General features: G+C 48.6%; 14 protein-coding genes and 1 other RNA gene. 2 read left to right on the top strand and 13 right to left on the bottom strand.

Features of this window, described 5'->3' with window-relative positions:
* Window positions 1-35: 35 nt before the first annotated feature.
* The 10 genes from EJE48_RS10715 to EJE48_RS10670 all read right to left on the bottom strand — a co-directional run bounded on the left by EJE48_RS10715 (window position 36) and on the right by EJE48_RS10670 (window position 10,488).
* A complete protein-coding gene (locus EJE48_RS10715) occupies window positions 36-2,477 on the bottom strand; it encodes a glycogen/starch/alpha-glucan phosphorylase (protein ID WP_118581227.1) in 2,442 nt (813 codons plus the stop codon).
* 121 nt (window positions 2,478-2,598) lie between these two features.
* Window positions 2,599-3,042, bottom strand: coding sequence for a hypothetical protein (locus EJE48_RS10710; protein ID WP_118580917.1), 444 nt, complete (start codon window positions 3,040-3,042; stop codon window positions 2,599-2,601).
* Window positions 3,043-3,105: 63 nt separating this feature from the next.
* A complete protein-coding gene (locus tag EJE48_RS10705) occupies window positions 3,106-3,678 on the bottom strand; it encodes a chromate transporter (protein WP_330548509.1) in 573 nt (190 codons plus the stop codon).
* Window positions 3,675-4,220 (bottom strand): chromate transporter, encoded by a 546-nt coding sequence (locus EJE48_RS10700; protein ID WP_118580920.1) that lies wholly within the window; start codon window positions 4,218-4,220, stop codon window positions 3,675-3,677. Before EJE48_RS10700 ends, EJE48_RS10705 begins: the two co-directional genes overlap by 4 nt.
* Window positions 4,221-4,240: 20 nt before the next feature.
* A complete protein-coding gene (prfA, locus tag EJE48_RS10695; protein WP_118580923.1) occupies window positions 4,241-5,305 on the bottom strand; it encodes a peptide chain release factor 1 in 1,065 nt (354 codons plus the stop codon).
* 2 nt (window positions 5,306-5,307) lie between these two features.
* Window positions 5,308-6,189, bottom strand: a complete 882-nt coding sequence (prmC, locus tag EJE48_RS10690; RefSeq protein ID WP_118580926.1) for a peptide chain release factor N(5)-glutamine methyltransferase — start codon at window positions 6,187-6,189, stop codon at window positions 5,308-5,310.
* Window positions 6,173-7,096: a DUF1385 domain-containing protein gene (locus EJE48_RS10685; protein ID WP_243108023.1), complete on the bottom strand. Its 924-nt coding sequence runs from the start codon at window positions 7,094-7,096 to the stop codon at window positions 6,173-6,175. The genes prmC and EJE48_RS10685 overlap by 17 nt, the downstream gene beginning before the upstream one ends.
* A gap of 572 nt (window positions 7,097-7,668) precedes the next feature.
* Window positions 7,669-7,872 (bottom strand): 50S ribosomal protein L31, encoded by a 204-nt coding sequence (rpmE, locus tag EJE48_RS10680; protein ID WP_016406654.1) that lies wholly within the window; start codon window positions 7,870-7,872, stop codon window positions 7,669-7,671.
* 156 nt (window positions 7,873-8,028) lie between these two features.
* Complete coding sequence (gene rho / locus EJE48_RS10675) at window positions 8,029-9,405, bottom strand: transcription termination factor Rho (protein WP_118580929.1); 1,377 nt, start codon at window positions 9,403-9,405, stop codon at window positions 8,029-8,031.
* Between the two features lie 15 nt (window positions 9,406-9,420).
* Entirely contained in the window at window positions 9,421-10,488 is a 1,068-nt protein-coding gene (locus EJE48_RS10670; protein WP_160117360.1) for a LysM peptidoglycan-binding domain-containing protein, read from the bottom strand.
* A gap of 274 nt (window positions 10,489-10,762) precedes the next feature.
* Between EJE48_RS10670 and EJE48_RS10665 the strand changes: the two genes are divergently transcribed.
* Window positions 10,763-11,386: an adaptor protein MecA gene (locus EJE48_RS10665; protein WP_118580935.1), complete on the top strand. Its 624-nt coding sequence runs from the start codon at window positions 10,763-10,765 to the stop codon at window positions 11,384-11,386.
* A gap of 123 nt (window positions 11,387-11,509) precedes the next feature.
* Here EJE48_RS10665 and EJE48_RS10660 read toward each other — a convergent pair whose 3' ends face one another.
* The gene (locus EJE48_RS10660) at window positions 11,510-13,864 is read right to left on the bottom strand and encodes a copper amine oxidase N-terminal domain-containing protein (protein WP_160117359.1); all 2,355 of its coding nucleotides are present in this window, start codon (window positions 13,862-13,864) and stop codon (window positions 11,510-11,512) included.
* A gap of 345 nt (window positions 13,865-14,209) precedes the next feature.
* Here EJE48_RS10660 and EJE48_RS10655 point away from each other — a divergent pair, with 345 nt between their 5' ends.
* Entirely contained in the window at window positions 14,210-14,695 is a 486-nt protein-coding gene (locus tag EJE48_RS10655) for a hypothetical protein (RefSeq protein WP_118580941.1), read from the top strand.
* Window positions 14,696-14,801: 106 nt separating this feature from the next.
* Here the strand turns inward: EJE48_RS10655 and rnpB are convergent.
* Window positions 14,802-15,136, bottom strand: an RNA gene (rnpB, locus tag EJE48_RS10650) — RNase P RNA component class A.
* Window positions 15,137-15,174: 38 nt separating this feature from the next.
* The gene (locus EJE48_RS10645) at window positions 15,175-16,836 is read right to left on the bottom strand and encodes a nucleoside kinase (RefSeq protein ID WP_243108022.1); all 1,662 of its coding nucleotides are present in this window, start codon (window positions 16,834-16,836) and stop codon (window positions 15,175-15,177) included.
* Window positions 16,837-16,840 lie beyond the last annotated feature (4 nt).

The following is a 16,840-nucleotide window of genomic DNA, read 5'->3' as shown; positions in this document are numbered from 1 at the left end:
TCCCCTTGTTTCCTTTCGTCAAAAGCCGCTTCATTTTAAACAATCTCTACCGAAGGCAGCTGCCAGATTTCATCGGCATACTGGCGAATGGTACGGTCAGAAGAAAATTTGCCGCTCTCTGCCGTATTAAGAATTGCCATCCGCACCCATTTTTCCTCATCGCGGTAGGCTCTGTCGATGTCCCACTGTGCGCGCGCATAATCGGCGTAATCCTCCAGAACGAAGTATTCATCCGCTCTGCCGCCGCAGCCGTTCAGCAGTGCATCGTACAGCTCGCGGAACAGATTGGTATCCGGGTCAAATGTGCCGTCAATCAGGCTTGTCAGTGCCATCCGCACCTCCTGATTCATGTTATAGACCATCCATGGATCATATCCCTCCTGTGTCTTCTGCTGCACCTCTGCCGCGCTCATGCCGAAGATAAAGATATTGTCTCTGCCGACCTCCTCGCAAATTTCCACATTTGCACCATCCATCGTGCCGATTGTCAGCGCACCGTTCAGCATAAACTTCATATTGCCCGTACCGGAGGCCTCCTTGCCCGCAGTCGAAATCTGCTCGCTGACATCTGCTGCCGGAATCATCTTTTCTGCCAGAGAAACACGGTAGTTTTCCATAAATACCACCTTAATCCTGCCATGGATGGTCGGGTCGTTATTCACCACATCCGCAACAGCGTTAATCAGCTTGATGATGAGCTTCGCTCTATGGTAGCCTGCCGCCGCCTTTGCCCCGAAAATAAAGGTTCTGGGTACCAAATCCAGTCCGGGGTTCATCTTCAGCTGGTTATACAGCCCAATGACATGCAGGATATTCAACAGCTGTCTTTTGTATTCATGCAGACGCTTCACCTGAATATCAAAAATGGAATCAGGATTGATATCAATCCCCTTTGTTTCCTTAATATATTGCGCCAATGCAATTTTGTTTTCCTTCTTGATTGCCGTAAATCGGCTGCGGAAGGCGGCATCCTCTGCATAAGGCACCAGCTTTTTCAGCTCATCCAGATTGGTGATCCAGTCCTTGCCGATGGTTTCCGTAATCAGCTCTGCCAGCTTCGGGTTGGCATGGAGCAGCCATCTTCTCTGGGTAATGCCGTTTGTTTTGTTATTGAATTTTTCGGGATACAACTCATAAAAATTATGCAGCTCCTGCTTTTTCAGAATTTCCGTATGCAGTGCCGCTACCCCGTTGACAGAATGACTCCCGACGATTGCCAGGAATGCCATGCGAATCTGCCCATCTGCAATGATTGCCATTTTTCTGATTTTATCGGGATTGTTCCCATATTTTTCCGTCAGCTCCAGAACGAAACGGCGGTTGATTTCCTCCACAATCTGATAAATACGAGGGAGCAGGCGGCTGAATAATTCCATCGGCCATTTTTCCAACGCTTCGGACATAATCGTGTGATTGGTATATGCACAGACCCTTCTTGTAATATCCCATGCCTGATCCCAAGGCAAATCATTTTCATCTACCAGCACACGCATCAGCTCCGCCACCGCCATGCTGGGGTGGGTATCATTCAGCTGAAATGCCACCTTATCGGGCAGCTCGTTGAAATCGGTATGCTTTTTCTTAAAGCGCGCAATGACACGCTGTACCGTTGCGGAAATGAAGAAATACTGCTGACGCAGACGCAGCTCCTTCCCTTGTATATGCTCATCCGCAGGATACAGCACATCCGTCAGCGTATTGGCAAGCAGCTCCTCCTCCGCCGCCTTCTGATAATTGCCCTCATTGAAGGATTTCAAATCCAGTCTTGTTTTGGGCTTTGCCTCCCATAGGCGCAGGGTATTTACAGTATTATTGCCATACCCGATCACCGGATAATCATACGGGATTGCCGTTACAGACTGATAATTTTCCTGCACAAAGCGATATTCGCCGTTGCCCTTTCCCACCGCGCGCACATTGCCGCCGAATTTGACCTCAACGGCATATTCGTTCCGTTTAATGCCCCAAGGGTCGCCGTTTTCCAGCCAGTTATCCGGCACCTCAACCTGATAGCCGTTTTCAATCCGCTGCTCAAAGATGCCGTAATGATAGCGAATCCCACAGCCGTAAGCCGGCAGGGAAAGCGTGGAAAGGGATTCCAGAAAGCAGGCCGCCAATCTGCCAAGACCGCCGTTGCCAAGGCCGGGGTCGGGCTCCGCCTCCTCCACCATATTGTAATCAATGCCCAGCTCCGCAAAGACCTCCTTCACCTCATCGAACATTTCCAGATTGATCAGTGCATTGCCAAAGAAACGCCCCATCAAAAATTCCATGGAGAGGTAATAAACCACCTTTGCATCCCTTTCATAATATTCATCATGGGTTTTCATCCATTTATCGGTAATCACATCGCGCACAGCAAACACCGCCGCCTGATACAGCTCCTCAGGCGATGCATTTTCCAGTGTTTTGCGGTACAGTGTTTTTACATTTTCCCGAATGAGCTTCTTCAATTCCTTTTTTTCAATTCGTTCCATAATAAACCCCCTTAAGGTTTTCTCTATTTCTACAAAAATTTTGTTTTGTATGCTATTCTGTACATTTTCCTTTTCATCATACCAAAAAAAAGAAAGCTTGGCAAATTTCCCCTTTTTCCTGCTACAATAGCGGCGAAAAGAGAAATACTCCCGCAAGAAAGCCGCCTACGCTGAAAAGTGCGTTTCGTATGGAAACAGGCTCAGGCAAAATGCCTGCCGAGGCATGATACAGCCCCACGCCGCCCAGAAATGCCAGCGGAAATACGGGAATCTCCCATGAGAAGCAGACCGCCGCCGTCAGAAAAAGAAACAGCGCGCGCCGCAAAAGCACATCCCACGGAAGATATTTCTCTGCCAGAAATCCCGTTCCGCAGCCTGCCGCCGCACAGCCTGCCGCACCCCAGAACCGCGCCGCACCCATGGCAGGCGGCAAAACCGCAAAGCAGAGCATTGCCAGATAAGCCCCCTCCAAAAAGCAAAGGACAGCACCCGCGGCGTTCCGCCTCTCTGCCGTCCTTATCATCATCAGATACCCCACCAGAAGGAGTACCCAGACCTTTTCCATAAAATCACCCCATCATACCCTCTTAGAAAAAGGATATGGCAGGGACAAAGCCTTCATGCCGCATCAGAGTGCAAAAACAATCCCCACAATGGCACTTAGCACAATATAAAAAATCGGGTGCTTTTTCCATTTATTCGTTACGAACAGCAGCACCACAAACAAAATACATTCCTCAATGCCGATATAGCTGCCAAGATTGGAAAGCGTTAAATCAGATAGAGCCGCAGAATGGAACAGCGCCCCGATCAGCACGCCAAAGCCTGCCGCCGCAATCAGCCCCATAACCGCAGGACGCAGTCCGTAAAACGCATACTCCACATATTTATTGCTGCGGAATTTTTCCAGCACCTTGGAAATCAGAATAATAATGATAACCGAGGGCAGCACCAAGCCAAAGGTCGCCGCAATGCTTCCGATAACGCCGCTGTGCTGAAAGCCCGTATAGGTTGCCATATTGATGCCTAGGGGGCCGGGGGTCGATTCCGAAACAGCAATCATATCGGGAATCTGCTTCGCGGAAAACCATGGATATTTATCCGCCAGACGATAGAGGAAGGGCAGCGTCGCCAGACCGCCGCCGATGGAAAACAGCCCAATCTTGAAAAATTCAAAAATCAAAATCAGAAGGCTCATCATTTCTCCTTCGCCTCCCTTCCGCAGGAAACAGCAATACCGAGAATCGCCGCCGCCAGCACAATCCAGACAGGGGAAATATCCACCCATACGGATACAAGGAAGGAAGCCGCCGCAATCACCACACAAAGCTTATCCACGATGGATTTTTTCCGCAGTCCCATCACGGCATTGAGAATCAGCACGCTGACCACAACGCGAATCCCTGCAAAGGCATGCTGCACCACTGCCAGCTCTGCAAAGTTTTTCAGCACTGCCGCAATAAACATCACAATACACAGTGACGGGAACACACTCCCGACCGTTGCCGCAATCGCACCCGGTATGCCCTTCTGCTTATAGCCGATAAAGGTCGCCGTATTGATAAAAATAACACCGGGGGTGCATTGCCCGATTGCAAAATAATCCAGCATTTCATCCTCTGTTGCCCATTGGCGCCTTTCTACAACCTCCTTCTGCAGCATCGGCAGCATGGCATAGCCGCCGCCAAAGGTAAAGCCGCCAATGCGTGCAAAAGAAGAAAATAATTCCCATAATTCTTTCATTGCTATCCTCTTTCCTGCTCTTATGTCTCCTGCATTTTCGCCATACGGTCTGTCGTTGCAAGGGTATCCATAATTTCATTCAAATCGCCATCCATAATGGCATCAATCTTATGCAGTGTCAGCCCAATGCGGTGGTCTGTCACCCTGCCCTGCGGAAAGTTATAGGTACGAATTCGCTCACTTCTGTCCCCCGTGCCGACCTGTGAACGTCTGTCGGCGGAAATTGCCGCATCATGCGCACGCCGCTCCCGTTCATATACACGGGCATACAGCACCTTTAACGCCTGCTCCTTGTTCTTGAGCTGCGATTTCTCATTCTGGCAGGAAACCACAATCCCCGTCGGGATATGCGTCATCCGCACCGCAGAATCCGTTGTATTGACACACTGACCGCCGTTGCCCGATGCACGGAACACATCCACGCGCACATCGTTCATATCAATATGCACATCGACCTCCTCCGCCTCCGGCAGCACTGCCACCGTCACGGTTGAGGTATGCACGCGTCCGCCGCTTTCCGTCACCGGCACGCGCTGCACACGATGCACGCCGCTTTCGTATTTCAAACGAGAATATGCTCCCTCGCCCTTTATCATAAAGGAAATTTCCTTAAAGCCACCAAGGTCGCTCTCGCTCGTATTCATAATTTCTATCTTCCATTTTCTCCGCTCTGCATAGCGCGCATACATGCGGAATAAATCCCCTGCAAACAATGCCGCCTCATCCCCACCTGCGCCGCCGCGGATTTCCATGATAACATTCTTTTCGTCATTGGGGTCCTTAGGAATCAGCAAAAGCGTCAGCTCCTGTTTCAGCGTTTCCGCCTTTTCCTTGTTTTCCGCCAGCTCCTCCTTCAAAAGCTCCCGAAAATCCTCCTCCTGCTTTTCCTCCAGCATGGCAAGGCTTTCGGCAATCCCTTCCTTCGCCTGCTTATACTCCCGATATTTCTCCACAATGGGAGTCATATCGCTGTATTCCTTCATCCGCTTGCGCCATTCTGTCTGATTGGCAATCACGTCGGGGTCGTTAATCTGTTCCGCCAAGTCCTCATATTTTGTCTCGATTTCCGCCAAACGGTCTAACATTTTTATGCCCCCTCCTTCTTTCCTGTATATCTCCCAAAGGCAACCCTGTCCAGTCCTGCCAGGTCCTGTCGGATGCCGATTTCCGTATAGCCAAAGTCTGCCAAAAGCGTGCGCAGGGCTTCGCCTTGGTCATAGCCAATCTCAAAAAAGAGCCATCCGCCCTCCTTCAGCCATGCTCTGCCCTCTGCCACAATCGCACGGTAAAAATCCAGACCGTCCGCACCGCCATCCAGTGCATTGATGGGTTCAAAGTCCTTCACTTCCGTCATCAGCCCTGCGATATCCTCCTTGGGAATATAGGGCGGATTGGAAACAATCGCATCCAGCTGCCCTCTCCACTGCGCAGGCACATTTTGAAATAAATCACTCTCGTAAAACGAAATTTCCGCATGATTTGCCGCCGCGTTTTTCGTTGCATAGCCTAACGCCTTCCGGCTGATATCCACCGCCAGAACATATTCAAATTTCCCGTAATGGGACAGGCTGACAGGAATACAGCCGCTCCCCGTCCCGATATCCAGAATCGTCCGCAGTGGTTCTGTCTGCTGCTTCTCCAGAATGGTTTCCACAAGAATTTCCGTATCCCCTCTGGGAATCAGCACGCCCTCGCCCACAGAAAAGGGAAGTCCCATGAACTCCCATGTGCCGAGGATATACTGCGTCGGGCGACCGCTCTCCCGTTCCGCAAGAAAGCCTTCATACTGCATCGCAGCCTCCGCAGAAAGCGGCTCCTCTCCACGCAAAAATAAAGCCGTTCGATTCAGACCGACAGCTTTTTCGAGCAGCAGCTCCGCTTCAACGGCGTAGGCATCCTTTCCCGCCGACCGCAAACGCTGCTTCCCCTCGCGCAATGCCTCTGCAATGGTTTTATTCCTCAGGCTCATCTTCCAGAACCCCTTTCATTGCCGCAATGGCACATTCTATCTGACTTGCATCCGGCTCTGCCGTTGTCAGCTTTTGCAGACAAAGTCCCGGCGCACTGACGATTTTCACGAAGCTGCTTTCTGAATTGCCCGCCCAGCGGATAACCTCATAGGAAATCCCCGCAATAAACGGCACAAGGCAGATTCTTGTAATCAGCCGCAGCCAGAATACATCCGTCCGAACGAAGAAAAACACAATCATGGAAATCAGCATCACGAACAGCAGAAAGCTTGTGCCGCAGCGCTTATGCAGCCTTGTGCAGGGGCGTACGTTTTCCACCGTCAGCTCCTTGCCGCTTTCAAAACATGCAATCGTCTTATGCTCTGCGCCATGGTATTGGAATACGCGCTTAATCTCCTTCATACGAGAAATCAGCCAGAGATAGCCAAGGAAAATCGCAATACGAATCAAGCCTTCGATAATGCCCAGTGCCCATGTCGGCACAAGGGTTTTGAATAAATTCCCGATGGCAACAGGCAGCACAAAAAACAGCCCCATGCCCAGAAGCAGGGAAATGAATACGCTGAAATAAATCAGAATATCGTTGATTTTATCCCCCAGCTTCTCCTTCAGCCATTGCTCAAAGGGGGAAAGCTCTTCCTCCTCCCAGCCCTCGCCTGCAATTTCCGCAGAACGCATCAGTATTTTCGTACCGGTAACAAGGGAATCTACAAACGCCGCCATGCCGCGGAAAATAGGGTATCTGAACAGCCCTTTTTTCCCTAGGCCGCCGACAGGCTTCTTTTCCACAACAATTTCCCCTTCGGGATTTCTCACTGCCATTGCATATATCTTTTTTCCGCGCATCATAACGCCCTCAATGACCGCCTGACCGCCGATGTTAGTTGGTCTTTTTCTATCTGACACAGAATCATCTCCTTTTAACAGGTACTTATTATAGCATATCAAACGCGTTTAAGCAAAACGCTTTTATTGACAGAATCACTTTCTTTTGCTATCATGAAGATAAGAAAAGGATTATCGCTTTTGGTCGGGCGGTCAGTCCTGATTAATCAAGTAAGACCGTCTAACTCTTGTTAGGCAACATTTTTTATTTATCTCCTGTTTTTACACAGGGCGATAATAGCTACAATAAAAGGATTACCGCTTTTGGTCGGGCGGTCAGTCCTAATATCTCAAGAAAGACCGTCTAACTCTTGTTAGGCGGTCGTTTTTTATTTATCCCCTATTTTGATACAGGGAGATAAGCGCTACTACAAGTATACCCATCTGAATTAAATCAGAATATGTAACACAATTCATAGCATCACCCCCTTTACAGAGAGTGACTGAACCGCCAAGCGATAATCCGTTCTTATAGCATATCATACTTTCCTTTTTTCGACAATCTTCCTGCATGAAAAAAGAGCGAAGATCCTGCGATCTCGCCCTTTTTATATTCTGTCTTGATTTTTTGCAGCTCAGCAATCCGAAAAGAATTACTTTCTGCCGTATTTCTTGTTGAACTTTTCAACTCTGCCGCCGGCTTCCAGAAGCAGTTTCTGGCTGCCTGTGTAGAAGGGATGGCATTTGGAGCAAACTTCGACTCTGATTTCGTCCTTTGTGGAACCTGTTACAAATTCATTGCCGCAGTTACATCTTACTTTTACCTGTTTGTATTCGGGATGGATACCTTCGCGCATTTTCTTTCACCTCATTTTTCGTATTTGTTGATCAATAATCTACGTTATTTAAAGACAACATGAGCATTATAGCATATTTTTTTCGGCTTGGCAACTGCAATTCCCCGAAAAATCAGCATTTTCCGTATTCTTGAGAGATTTATCCAAAAACCGAGGTTATTTTTCATGCAGACCTAACGTTTTTTCCCAAACGTGCAGCCGCTCCATGAATTCCTTGTTATTTTTGGACTTGCGCATCAGGTCAAAAAAGCCTTCAATCATATCCGTATGATTCAGCTGTGCCGCCATCCGCCGCAGCGCATAATTACACTCCAGCTCCTCAGGGGTAAACAGCTTTTCCTCTCGTCTTGTGCCGGATTTCATAATATCCACCGCAGGGAAGATTCTCCGCTCTGCCATGCGCTTATCCAGCACCAGCTCCATGTTGCCGGTGCCCTTGAATTCCTCAAACACAACCTCATCCATTTTGCTGCCCGTATCCACAAGCGCAGTTGCAAGAATCGTCAGACTGCCGCCGTTTTCAATATTTCTGGCTGCGCCGAAGAACCGCTTCGGCATATACAGTGCCGCGGGGTCCAGACCACCGGACAGCGTGCGTCCGCTTGGCGGAATCGTCAGGTTATACGCACGCGCCAAACGAGTAATGCTGTCCAGCAGGATAACCAGATCCTTCCCCTGCTCCACCATGCGCTTCGCGCGTTCCAGAACCATTTCCGTTACCTTTTTATGATGCTCCGGCTCCTCGTCAAAGGTAGAATACACAATCTGCACATTCTCCCCTTCGATGGAGCGTTGAATATCCGTTACCTCCTCAGGGCGTTCATCAATCAGCAGTACAATCAGATGCACTTCCTTATGGTTGCAGGTGATTGCATTTGCTATCTTCGTCAGAAGGATTGTTTTCCCGACCTTCGGCGGTGCAACAATCATCCCTCTTTGCCCTTTGCCGATAGGCGCAATCAGATCAATGATGCGACCGGAAAGTTCTCTCTGCACTGTTTCCAGCTTGAGCTTCTCCTCAGGATAAATGGGTGTCAGATCCTCGAAATTCGGGCGGTGAATCGCAAGATACGGCGCATCTCCATTGACCGTCTGCACATAAACCAGACCGCCGACCTTTTCGCCTTCTCTGGCAGGGCGCACATTTCCCATCACTCTGTCGCCTGTTTTCAGATTAAATCTGCGAATCTGCGCCGGAGAAACATACACATCATTTGCACCGGGCAGGCAATTTTCCGCACGCAGAAACCCATATCCATCCGGCAGTACCTCCAGAATCCCCTCTCCCAATTCCTCAAAAAACTGCTTTTCCCTTTCCGTATGCTCCTGCGGAGCTTCGGTTTTTTCGTCGAAATTTCTGTGAGAAAAGTCGGAAGCAGCCGACCGAGGTACAGAATCATTTTTCTGCACCTCAGAGGACTGCTCAATTTTCTCAATCAATTCCCTTTTCTTCAAACCGGAAATGGCAGGAATCCCCAGCTCCTTCGCCATTTTTCTCAATTCCACAAGAGTTCTTTTCTCCAAATCGCTCATGCTACACTCCTGTTCTTACTGTGGGATTTTAATCACTGTGCCGGGCGCTAAGGTATCGCTCTCCTTTAGGCCGTTGGCATCCAGAATCTTCTGATATTCCGCGCCATTGCCAAGCTGGCTCTGGGCGATTGTCCACATAGTATCGCCCTTCTGCACGGTGTATTCCTTGGTGCCGGAGGATGTGGATGCGGTGTCCGCTTTGGTGTCCTTTTTGGTGTCCGCAGCATCAGAATTGCCTGTCGTTTTGGTGTCCTTACCGTCCAGTTTTTCCTGCAACTGCATATTTTCCAGCTGCATATCCTCGTATTTCTGCTTATAATCCTGAGACTGTGTCAGCTGGTTCTGTACCTCCTCCAGCTTACTGCTCAGGCTAACGGTACGGAAAATGAGGAAAATAATCAGCACAACGGCAACCACGCCGAGAATCATCGGCAGCTTTCCTCTGCCTCTGCCGTAATCGTCATAATATTCCTCGTCATAGAGGCTGTCAAGGTGCTCCTGCTTTGCGCGCTCCTCAAAATCCATATCCTCATAACGGGGGCGATAATCTCTTTCCTCCATACCCATATCGTCAAATGGCTCTCTTTCTTTTTTATGCTTTTTCTTTTTGCCATGATGCTTCGCGGGGGCAGCGGTCTGCAAAGTAACCTCCTCCACGATTTTGGATTTCTTACGCGCGGGCAGTACGCTTACATACTGAATGCCATCGTCATAATCATCCTGATTCATTGTATTCCCCTTCGGGGCGGAAGTATGCGCGCTTTCCGCATTTCTTGCGCGGCGGGAAACGTAACGGGTAGGGTCGCCCTCCTGCTGGGGTGCGCGGCTCACCTCGTTAATCTCGTTGCCGACCTGCTGCATCCTCGCCTCTTTGACCTCCTCCACGTCCTCGCGTCTCTGGGGGCGGCGTGCGCGGTAGGCGGTTGCCTCAAGGTCGTCATTTTTGCCCATGAGGGGGTGCGTCTGCATGAGGATATCCACAACCTCCTTCGGCAGGTCGTTATATAAATCCTCATAATAGCCCTTATCTGTTTCGCTCAGACCCTCCGGGCCTGTTTTATTGCCGATTTTATCATCGCTCATGTGATTCCCTCCAAAAAAAAATATATCCTTTGAAAATAAAACATTTTCACACAAAAATCGCATTTTATCTAATATATTTTACAGGTTTATTGGCGCAGTGTCAACCAAAGCGGCAAAAATTCAAGAAATTGTAAGAAATCGGGGTGTTCATAAAAAATTCAAAACTTTGGCGGCAATCCCCTCTTTACATCCGGCGCAGGATTGCATATACTATAGTAATAAATTGACCGTTTCCGCATCATGCCCCGCAAAACGGGAAAAAGGGAGTGATAGCATGAAAATAGAGCGGATAAGCGAAAACCAGCTAAAGCTGACCCTGACAAAGGCAGATTTAGCGGAAAGAAAAATCAAACTGGAGGATTTGATTTCCCCTTCGGAGCGCACGCAGAAGCTGTTTCGGGATATTATGGAGCAGGCGTTGGATGAGGAGGATTTCATTTCGGAAAACACACCGCTGATGGTAGAGGCGATCCCTTCGGGGGGCGATGGTATCATGATCATCGTGACGAAGGTAAACAATAAAGAGAAACACGCGGACGAGGATTTGCGCCGCTGGAAAAAGAAGCCCATGGATACGCTGGCGCATCAGGAGGAAAAAAATTCGGATATTCTGATTTATTCCTTCCCTTCTCTGGATGATGTGATTGGCGTGAGCCTGCGTCTGGATGGCGCGTTCAAGGGCGAAAGCGCGGTTTATAAGAACGATGGGAAGTATTTCCTTGTGATGCAGGGGGATACATACACCACGGAGGAAACCGCAGAGGATGCGGAGCGCATTTTGAAGGAATACGGTCAGAAGCACATTTCCACGCCACTGGCGAAATATTACCTGCTGGAGCATGGGGAAACGCTGCTTGCGGAGCAGGCGATAAAGGCGCTTGCGAAAACCTTCCGCTAAAGAAAATAAGACCTGTGAGAAACAGGTCTTTTTTTTATGCAAAAAAGATGCAAAAGAAAGGACACTCCTTTCGGAGTGTCCTTAGAGATTCTACTGATTCAGTTAGAATGAAGGAAAGAATAATTACTTATTCTGGTTACCGTTCATTGTAGCTGTCTTTGTAGCTGCATCCCATGTGATGTCTGTTACGCCCAGAGCTGTAGCCAGATCTCTCATAGGCAGGAATGTTCTGCCGTCTTTGATCTGTACTGTAGCGGATGCGGGGATTGTGTTACCGTTAACTGTAACAACCTTCTGGCCTGCAACCATAGTGATGATTCTCTGACCATACAGGATTGTTACTGTTCTGGAAGCCTGGTTCCACAGAACGTTGTTGTTGTTGATACCCAGTGCTGTAGCAACTGCTCTTACGGGCAGCATTGTGTAGCCTGCAGCGGAGATGTAAGCGGGTACATCCAGAGCAACCTGTTCTTCACCTGCGATGATGTATTTTTCGCCAACGGGAACTACTACCTTCTTTGTGAAGGAAGCATCATCCTGGTCTCTACCAGCTGTGATGATGTTTACGAAACCTTCTTTAACAACGTGCTTGAAGTTGTCATCGTTGTTGTAGTACTGGTATTTAACTTTTGCTTCTTCTGCCTTCACTCCAGTGGGAGCCAGAATTGCCTGATCCATGAATTCATCGGAACCTGTTGTATCCAGCTGCAGATCGTAAGCACCTGCTGCCAGGCTTCTGCTCATGTACAGAGAGATGTCGGAGATTGTTACTGTTGCTGCATCGCCGGATTCTTTGTCAACTCTGAAGCCCAGATCGTTTTTGATCTTCTTAACTTCCATATCGGACTTGTCGTCTACTGTGTAAGTAGCATCATCTTCAGTGTCGATATTTCTGTCAAGGCTGAATTTGAATTCGGAGCCCTTCTTCCACAGACCATCTTCAGCTTCCTTCACAACGATGTTGGTAGGAACCTTTGTGTTTCTGTAGTCGATGATCAGGTCATTCTGAGAAGCTTCTACTGTGTAAGGGGATACAAACTTAGCAATCTTTACTTCCTGAGCCTTATCCATGCCAGCGCCGTCTACTTTCAGAGTAACGTCGCCTGTGAAGCCGGGTTCAGCAACCAGTGTCAGTGTGAATTCCAGTTTGCCGCCGTCTTTATCAGTGTTTTCATCTGTTGCTTTCAGAGTTCTTCTAGCGAAATCGAATGTTTCGTAGTCACCCTTCTTGTAAGCAGCCTTGAATACTGTTTCTGCTACAGTTTTATCTTTGCCCTCGATGAAATCTACGTCACCAAACTTAACGTTTGTTACGTAAACACCATCAGGCAGTTCCATTGTCAGTTCTTTTTTCGCATCCAGTGTGCCTGCTGTGGGTTCTTCCAGAGTAACTTCCAGAGCTTCGTGATCGGAATCATCTGTGATACCTTCGTTTTTAACGTTAACGCCGCTGTAGATTACGGGCAGATCTTCGTCTTCATCAACGGATACTGTGATTGCATCTGCAACAACCTTAGCTACAACGATTGCATCTGCTGTATCAGAGAAACCAGCAGAACCGTTTTTAACAGCCTTAACTGTCAGTTTGCATTCTGCGCCAACCTTAGCGGATTCAGCAGAGATTACCAAATCAGCTGCTTTGATTGTAATTGTATCTGTTGTGTTGTCGTCAGCTGTTACTTTGATAGTAACTTCTTTTTCACCCTTAGCGTATGTGCCGTTAGTGTTAGTTGCGGGAGTGTAATCATCTGCATCAACCACTACGTAATCTGTGCCATTGTTCAGCTTGTTGAATTCAAAACCGCTGGACAGTTTCAGTGTGAATACCTGACCCTTTTTGAATTTGCCAACGTTAGCTTCGATTTTCAGGTCTTTTTCCAGTGCAGAGATACCTTCTTCTGTGATGTCTGCTACTTTCTTCACGGAAGCTTTGATACCTGTATCTTTAACTTCTGCGAATGTCAGATCATCTGTTGTTACCATAGCACCGTCAACAGCGATTGTAGCCTTTTTGCCAACGGATGTGCTTTTCAGCTTGATGTTGTTGTGCAGGTTTACAGCGATAACAGTTTCATCTGTCAGTCTTGCTTCGATTGTCAGTTTGAAGCCGTCTTTTTCAACTTCAGAGATGTTATCTTTAGTAATGGTTGTTACAGTAGAAGCGCCTTTTTTAACTGTAACATTTGCTGCGATTGCTTCTGCTGTAACTGTCTTGAATTCAGCACCATCCAGTGTGAATGTCAGTTCATGTTTTGCATTGCCAGTTGTGCCTGCATACTGACCGTCGCCGTCAACCTTCAGCTGCAGTTCTGTTGTTTCGCTATCCATTGCAGTTTCTGCTGTTGCATCTTTGGATACATCAGCTGCATCGATAACTTTAGCTACTGCTTTAGCAGAACCTGTGTCAGCAAATGCTGTTGCGGGCACCAGAGATACTACCATAGCTGCAGCCATGACCATAGAGATAAGTTTCTTCATTGGTCTCATTCCTCCTTTTTTTAATTTTAAATGTTCGCTTCGTTTCATAATTATACAACGAAATGCAGTTCATTCCGCCGCCATCCTTTCCGCCGCCCCTTCCCTTCCGGCCCTTCCGCTTCCTCCACACCCATTCAAGGATTCGGCTTCCGTTTCTTCCGTTCCGGTTTGGTTTCCATTCCTGCGTCAGTTTTACTTTGCATAGCTATCATATCAATAGAATCGGAAATTGGCAAGGGGTTTGGGCGTTTTGTAACAAAACTGAAATATTGCAGCAATATTACAACATGAGACCCCATGAGACTAAGGGGGCTTTATCATGAGGGCAGAAAGGAGGTGACGCAAATGAGCACTTTTACAGAAAATTATGATTTTATCAAGCCCGATAACGAAGATTATTATGACATTCAGGATTTCAATGAAAACATGGACGCCATTGATGCACAGCTGGCACAGGCGGAGCAAAAGGTGGCGGCGATTCAAGCAAGCATTGCCACAGCAGAGGAAACCCTCGCCGCTATCAATAAAAAGCTTGGCACGCCCCCCGATGGGCAGAGCATTTCTTCCCTGCTGCAAAACGGCGGCTCGGTGATTCGCTCGATTCAGTATGTGGTGTATACCGCACCGAAAAGCCCTTCCTACGGCGGCACGGTAACAATTCAGACAGTAAATCTCGAAAAAACATTCATTATCACAGAACGATTGAATAATAATTTCGATTCCCTCTTGAATTTTTCCTATACGCTGAGCAGCAATGCCATTACCGTTAAGCATACCGGCTGTGATGTGGATACTGTGAAAATCGGCTTCTGGGTTGTGGAGTTTGTGTAAAAAAAGCAAAAAAAGAAAGTCCTCGAAAGAGGACTTTTTTTAGTGGTTAATTATAGGGTAGAAAAAGTTTTTTCTATCGGGCAAAAATCACGCCGAAAGATTTGAAAACGCGAGCAGGCCTGTAAGCCGGGTTCTGTTTTTCAGACAGCCATCTATCTTGGTCCGTTGTTGCCAACGGCATCGTGCGACTTTTTCGAGACGGAACGAGCAGCCCCATGGTCTCTGTTTGTCTTGCTTCGGGTGGGGTTTACAGGGGCCCGCGACGTTACCGCCGCAGCGGTGGGCTCTTACCCCACCTTTCCATCCTTACCGAAACGAATTCGGCGGTCTATTTCTGTTGCACTATCCTTGGAGTCGCCTCCACCGGCCGTTAGCCGGCACCCTGCTCTGCGAAGCCCGGACTTTCCTCACTCCTACGAGCGCGACTGTCCAACCTACTCACATAATCCAAATTATTATAAATGAATTTCGTCCCCTTGTCAAACCTTAAAGCAGCTCCCGCCGACAAATTCCTTAATCAAGGAATTATTCGGAATTTCCAGCCCCGGCGCGGCAAGGAAATAGCTCAGGAATTTAATCAAACGCTTTGCCGTGGGGTATTCCGGCATGTTTTTTTCAATCGCGAATAGCTGTGGCTCTGCGTATTGCTTCAGCACACAAAGCTCATATAGCGTTGCGGAATTGAACACCGCATCCGCATTCTCCTGAAACGGGAAAATATTATCCTCCTCGCCCTGACGCACCTCTCCCCAGGATTCTATGGTCGTTCTGGCGCTTCTGCCGCGGAACTGGAAATCGCGCACAATGCGGCGGATAAGCCTGCTGTCGGAGGTAGAAATGCGGTTGTGGTCGTCTACATTCAGCTGCGTAATGGCACTGATGAAGATTTTGAATTTGTATTCCGCCGGAATTTCGGGGGTCAGGCGGTCATTTAAGCCATGGATGCCCTCCATTACCAGAATTTCGCCCTCGCCAAGCTGCACAAATTCACCGCTGTGCTCACGCTTGCCCGTCAGGAAGTTGTAATAGGGCAGCTCTACTTCTTCCCCCGCGATAATCTGCTTCAAGTCCTGATTGAGCCGCTTCAAATCCAACGCCTCCATGCGCTCGAAGTTTTTCTTGCCGTGCTCATCCAGAGGGGTGTCCTCCCGATTGAGAAAATAATCATCCAGAGAAACCTTGTGCGGCTTCACCCCCAGCGCGCGCAGCTGAATACATAATCTGTTTGCGAAGGAGGTCTTGCCGGAGGAGGAAGGCCCCGCAATCAGCACCACACGCACTTTGTCCATCCGCTGATGAATCTGATCTGCGATTTCCGCAATTTTCTTTTCATGCAATGCCTCATTCACGCGAATCAGGTCACCGAATTTCCCCTCGACAATCGTGCGGTTCAGCTCTGCCACGTTGCGCACCTGCATCAGCTGGCACCAGTGCATCTGCTCCAGAAATACCTTGCTGATTTTTCTGGGCTGCTCCTCCGGCAGAAGCTCCCCTGTCTTTGCAGGATCGGGGAAGCGCACCAGAAAGCCTGTTTCAAAGGGCATCAGCGTAAACCATTCCAATGCGCCGACGGAATCCGGCATATACCCGAAGAAATAATCATAGAAGCCATCCAGTTCATAAAGGTTGATATTGGAAGCCGTGCGATAGCGGAACAGCTCCACCTTATCCTGCAAGCCCTGCTCCTTCACGATGGAAATGGCAACCTCTCTGGGGCAGACATGCTTCACAATAGGCGTATCCGCCGCAACATATTCCTTCATGCGTGCCTCAATCTTGGCAAGCAGATCTGCATCCGGCACCTGCTGTGGGCTGCGCAGCTCGCAATAAAGATTGCCCCGCAGGGAATGTTCGATTTCCACGCCTGTCGCTGTCCCCAGCACATCGCGCACCGCCTTCACCAGCAGCAGGGAAATCCCTCTTTCATAAACGCGCACACCCTCCTTATCCCGAAAATCCAAAAAGGTAATATCCTCATCGGTGCGGATGGGGCAAATCAATTCGCGCAGGGAATTCCCCTGCTTTGCCACCAGAATTTTGCCGAAAACCTCGCCCTCAAATTCCTTTGCCAGCTCCCCGAAGGTCATGTCCTTGGGAATCTGCACTTCCTTTCCCATTACATTTACTTTTCTTGTTTCCACTTGT

The organism is Anaerotignum faecicola (genome assembly GCF_003865035.1).
GTDB classification, from domain to species: Bacteria; Bacillota; Clostridia; order Lachnospirales; family Anaerotignaceae; genus Anaerotignum_A; species Anaerotignum_A faecicola.
Note: the sequence above shows the minus strand (reverse complement) of the source record. Positions and strands in the feature narration are given on the sequence as shown.

Excerpts from the sequence above, each read along its gene's own strand:
- EJE48_RS10715 (WP_118581227.1), bottom strand. The coding sequence starts at position 2,477 with ATGGAACGAATTGAAAAAAAGGAATTGAAGAAGCTCATTCGGGAAAAT.
- EJE48_RS10710 (WP_118580917.1), bottom strand. The coding sequence starts at position 3,042 with ATGGAAAAGGTCTGGGTACTCCTTCTGGTGGGGTATCTGATGATGATA.
- EJE48_RS10705 (WP_330548509.1), bottom strand. The coding sequence starts at position 3,678 with ATGATGAGCCTTCTGATTTTGATTTTTGAATTTTTCAAGATTGGGCTG.
- EJE48_RS10700 (WP_118580920.1), bottom strand. The coding sequence starts at position 4,220 with ATGAAAGAATTATGGGAATTATTTTCTTCTTTTGCACGCATTGGCGGC.
- prfA (WP_118580923.1), bottom strand. The coding sequence starts at position 5,305 with ATGTTAGACCGTTTGGCGGAAATCGAGACAAAATATGAGGACTTGGCG.
- prmC (WP_118580926.1), bottom strand. The coding sequence starts at position 6,189 with ATGAGCCTGAGGAATAAAACCATTGCAGAGGCATTGCGCGAGGGGAAG.
- rpmE (WP_016406654.1), bottom strand. The coding sequence starts at position 7,872 with ATGCGCGAAGGTATCCATCCCGAATACAAACAGGTAAAAGTAAGATGT.
- rho (WP_118580929.1), bottom strand. The coding sequence starts at position 9,405 with ATGAGCGATTTGGAGAAAAGAACTCTTGTGGAATTGAGAAAAATGGCG.
- EJE48_RS10670 (WP_160117360.1), bottom strand. The coding sequence starts at position 10,488 with ATGAGCGATGATAAAATCGGCAATAAAACAGGCCCGGAGGGTCTGAGC.
- EJE48_RS10665 (WP_118580935.1), top strand. The coding sequence starts at position 10,763 with ATGAAAATAGAGCGGATAAGCGAAAACCAGCTAAAGCTGACCCTGACA.
- EJE48_RS10660 (WP_160117359.1), bottom strand. The coding sequence starts at position 13,864 with ATGAAGAAACTTATCTCTATGGTCATGGCTGCAGCTATGGTAGTATCT.
- EJE48_RS10655 (WP_118580941.1), top strand. The coding sequence starts at position 14,210 with ATGAGCACTTTTACAGAAAATTATGATTTTATCAAGCCCGATAACGAA.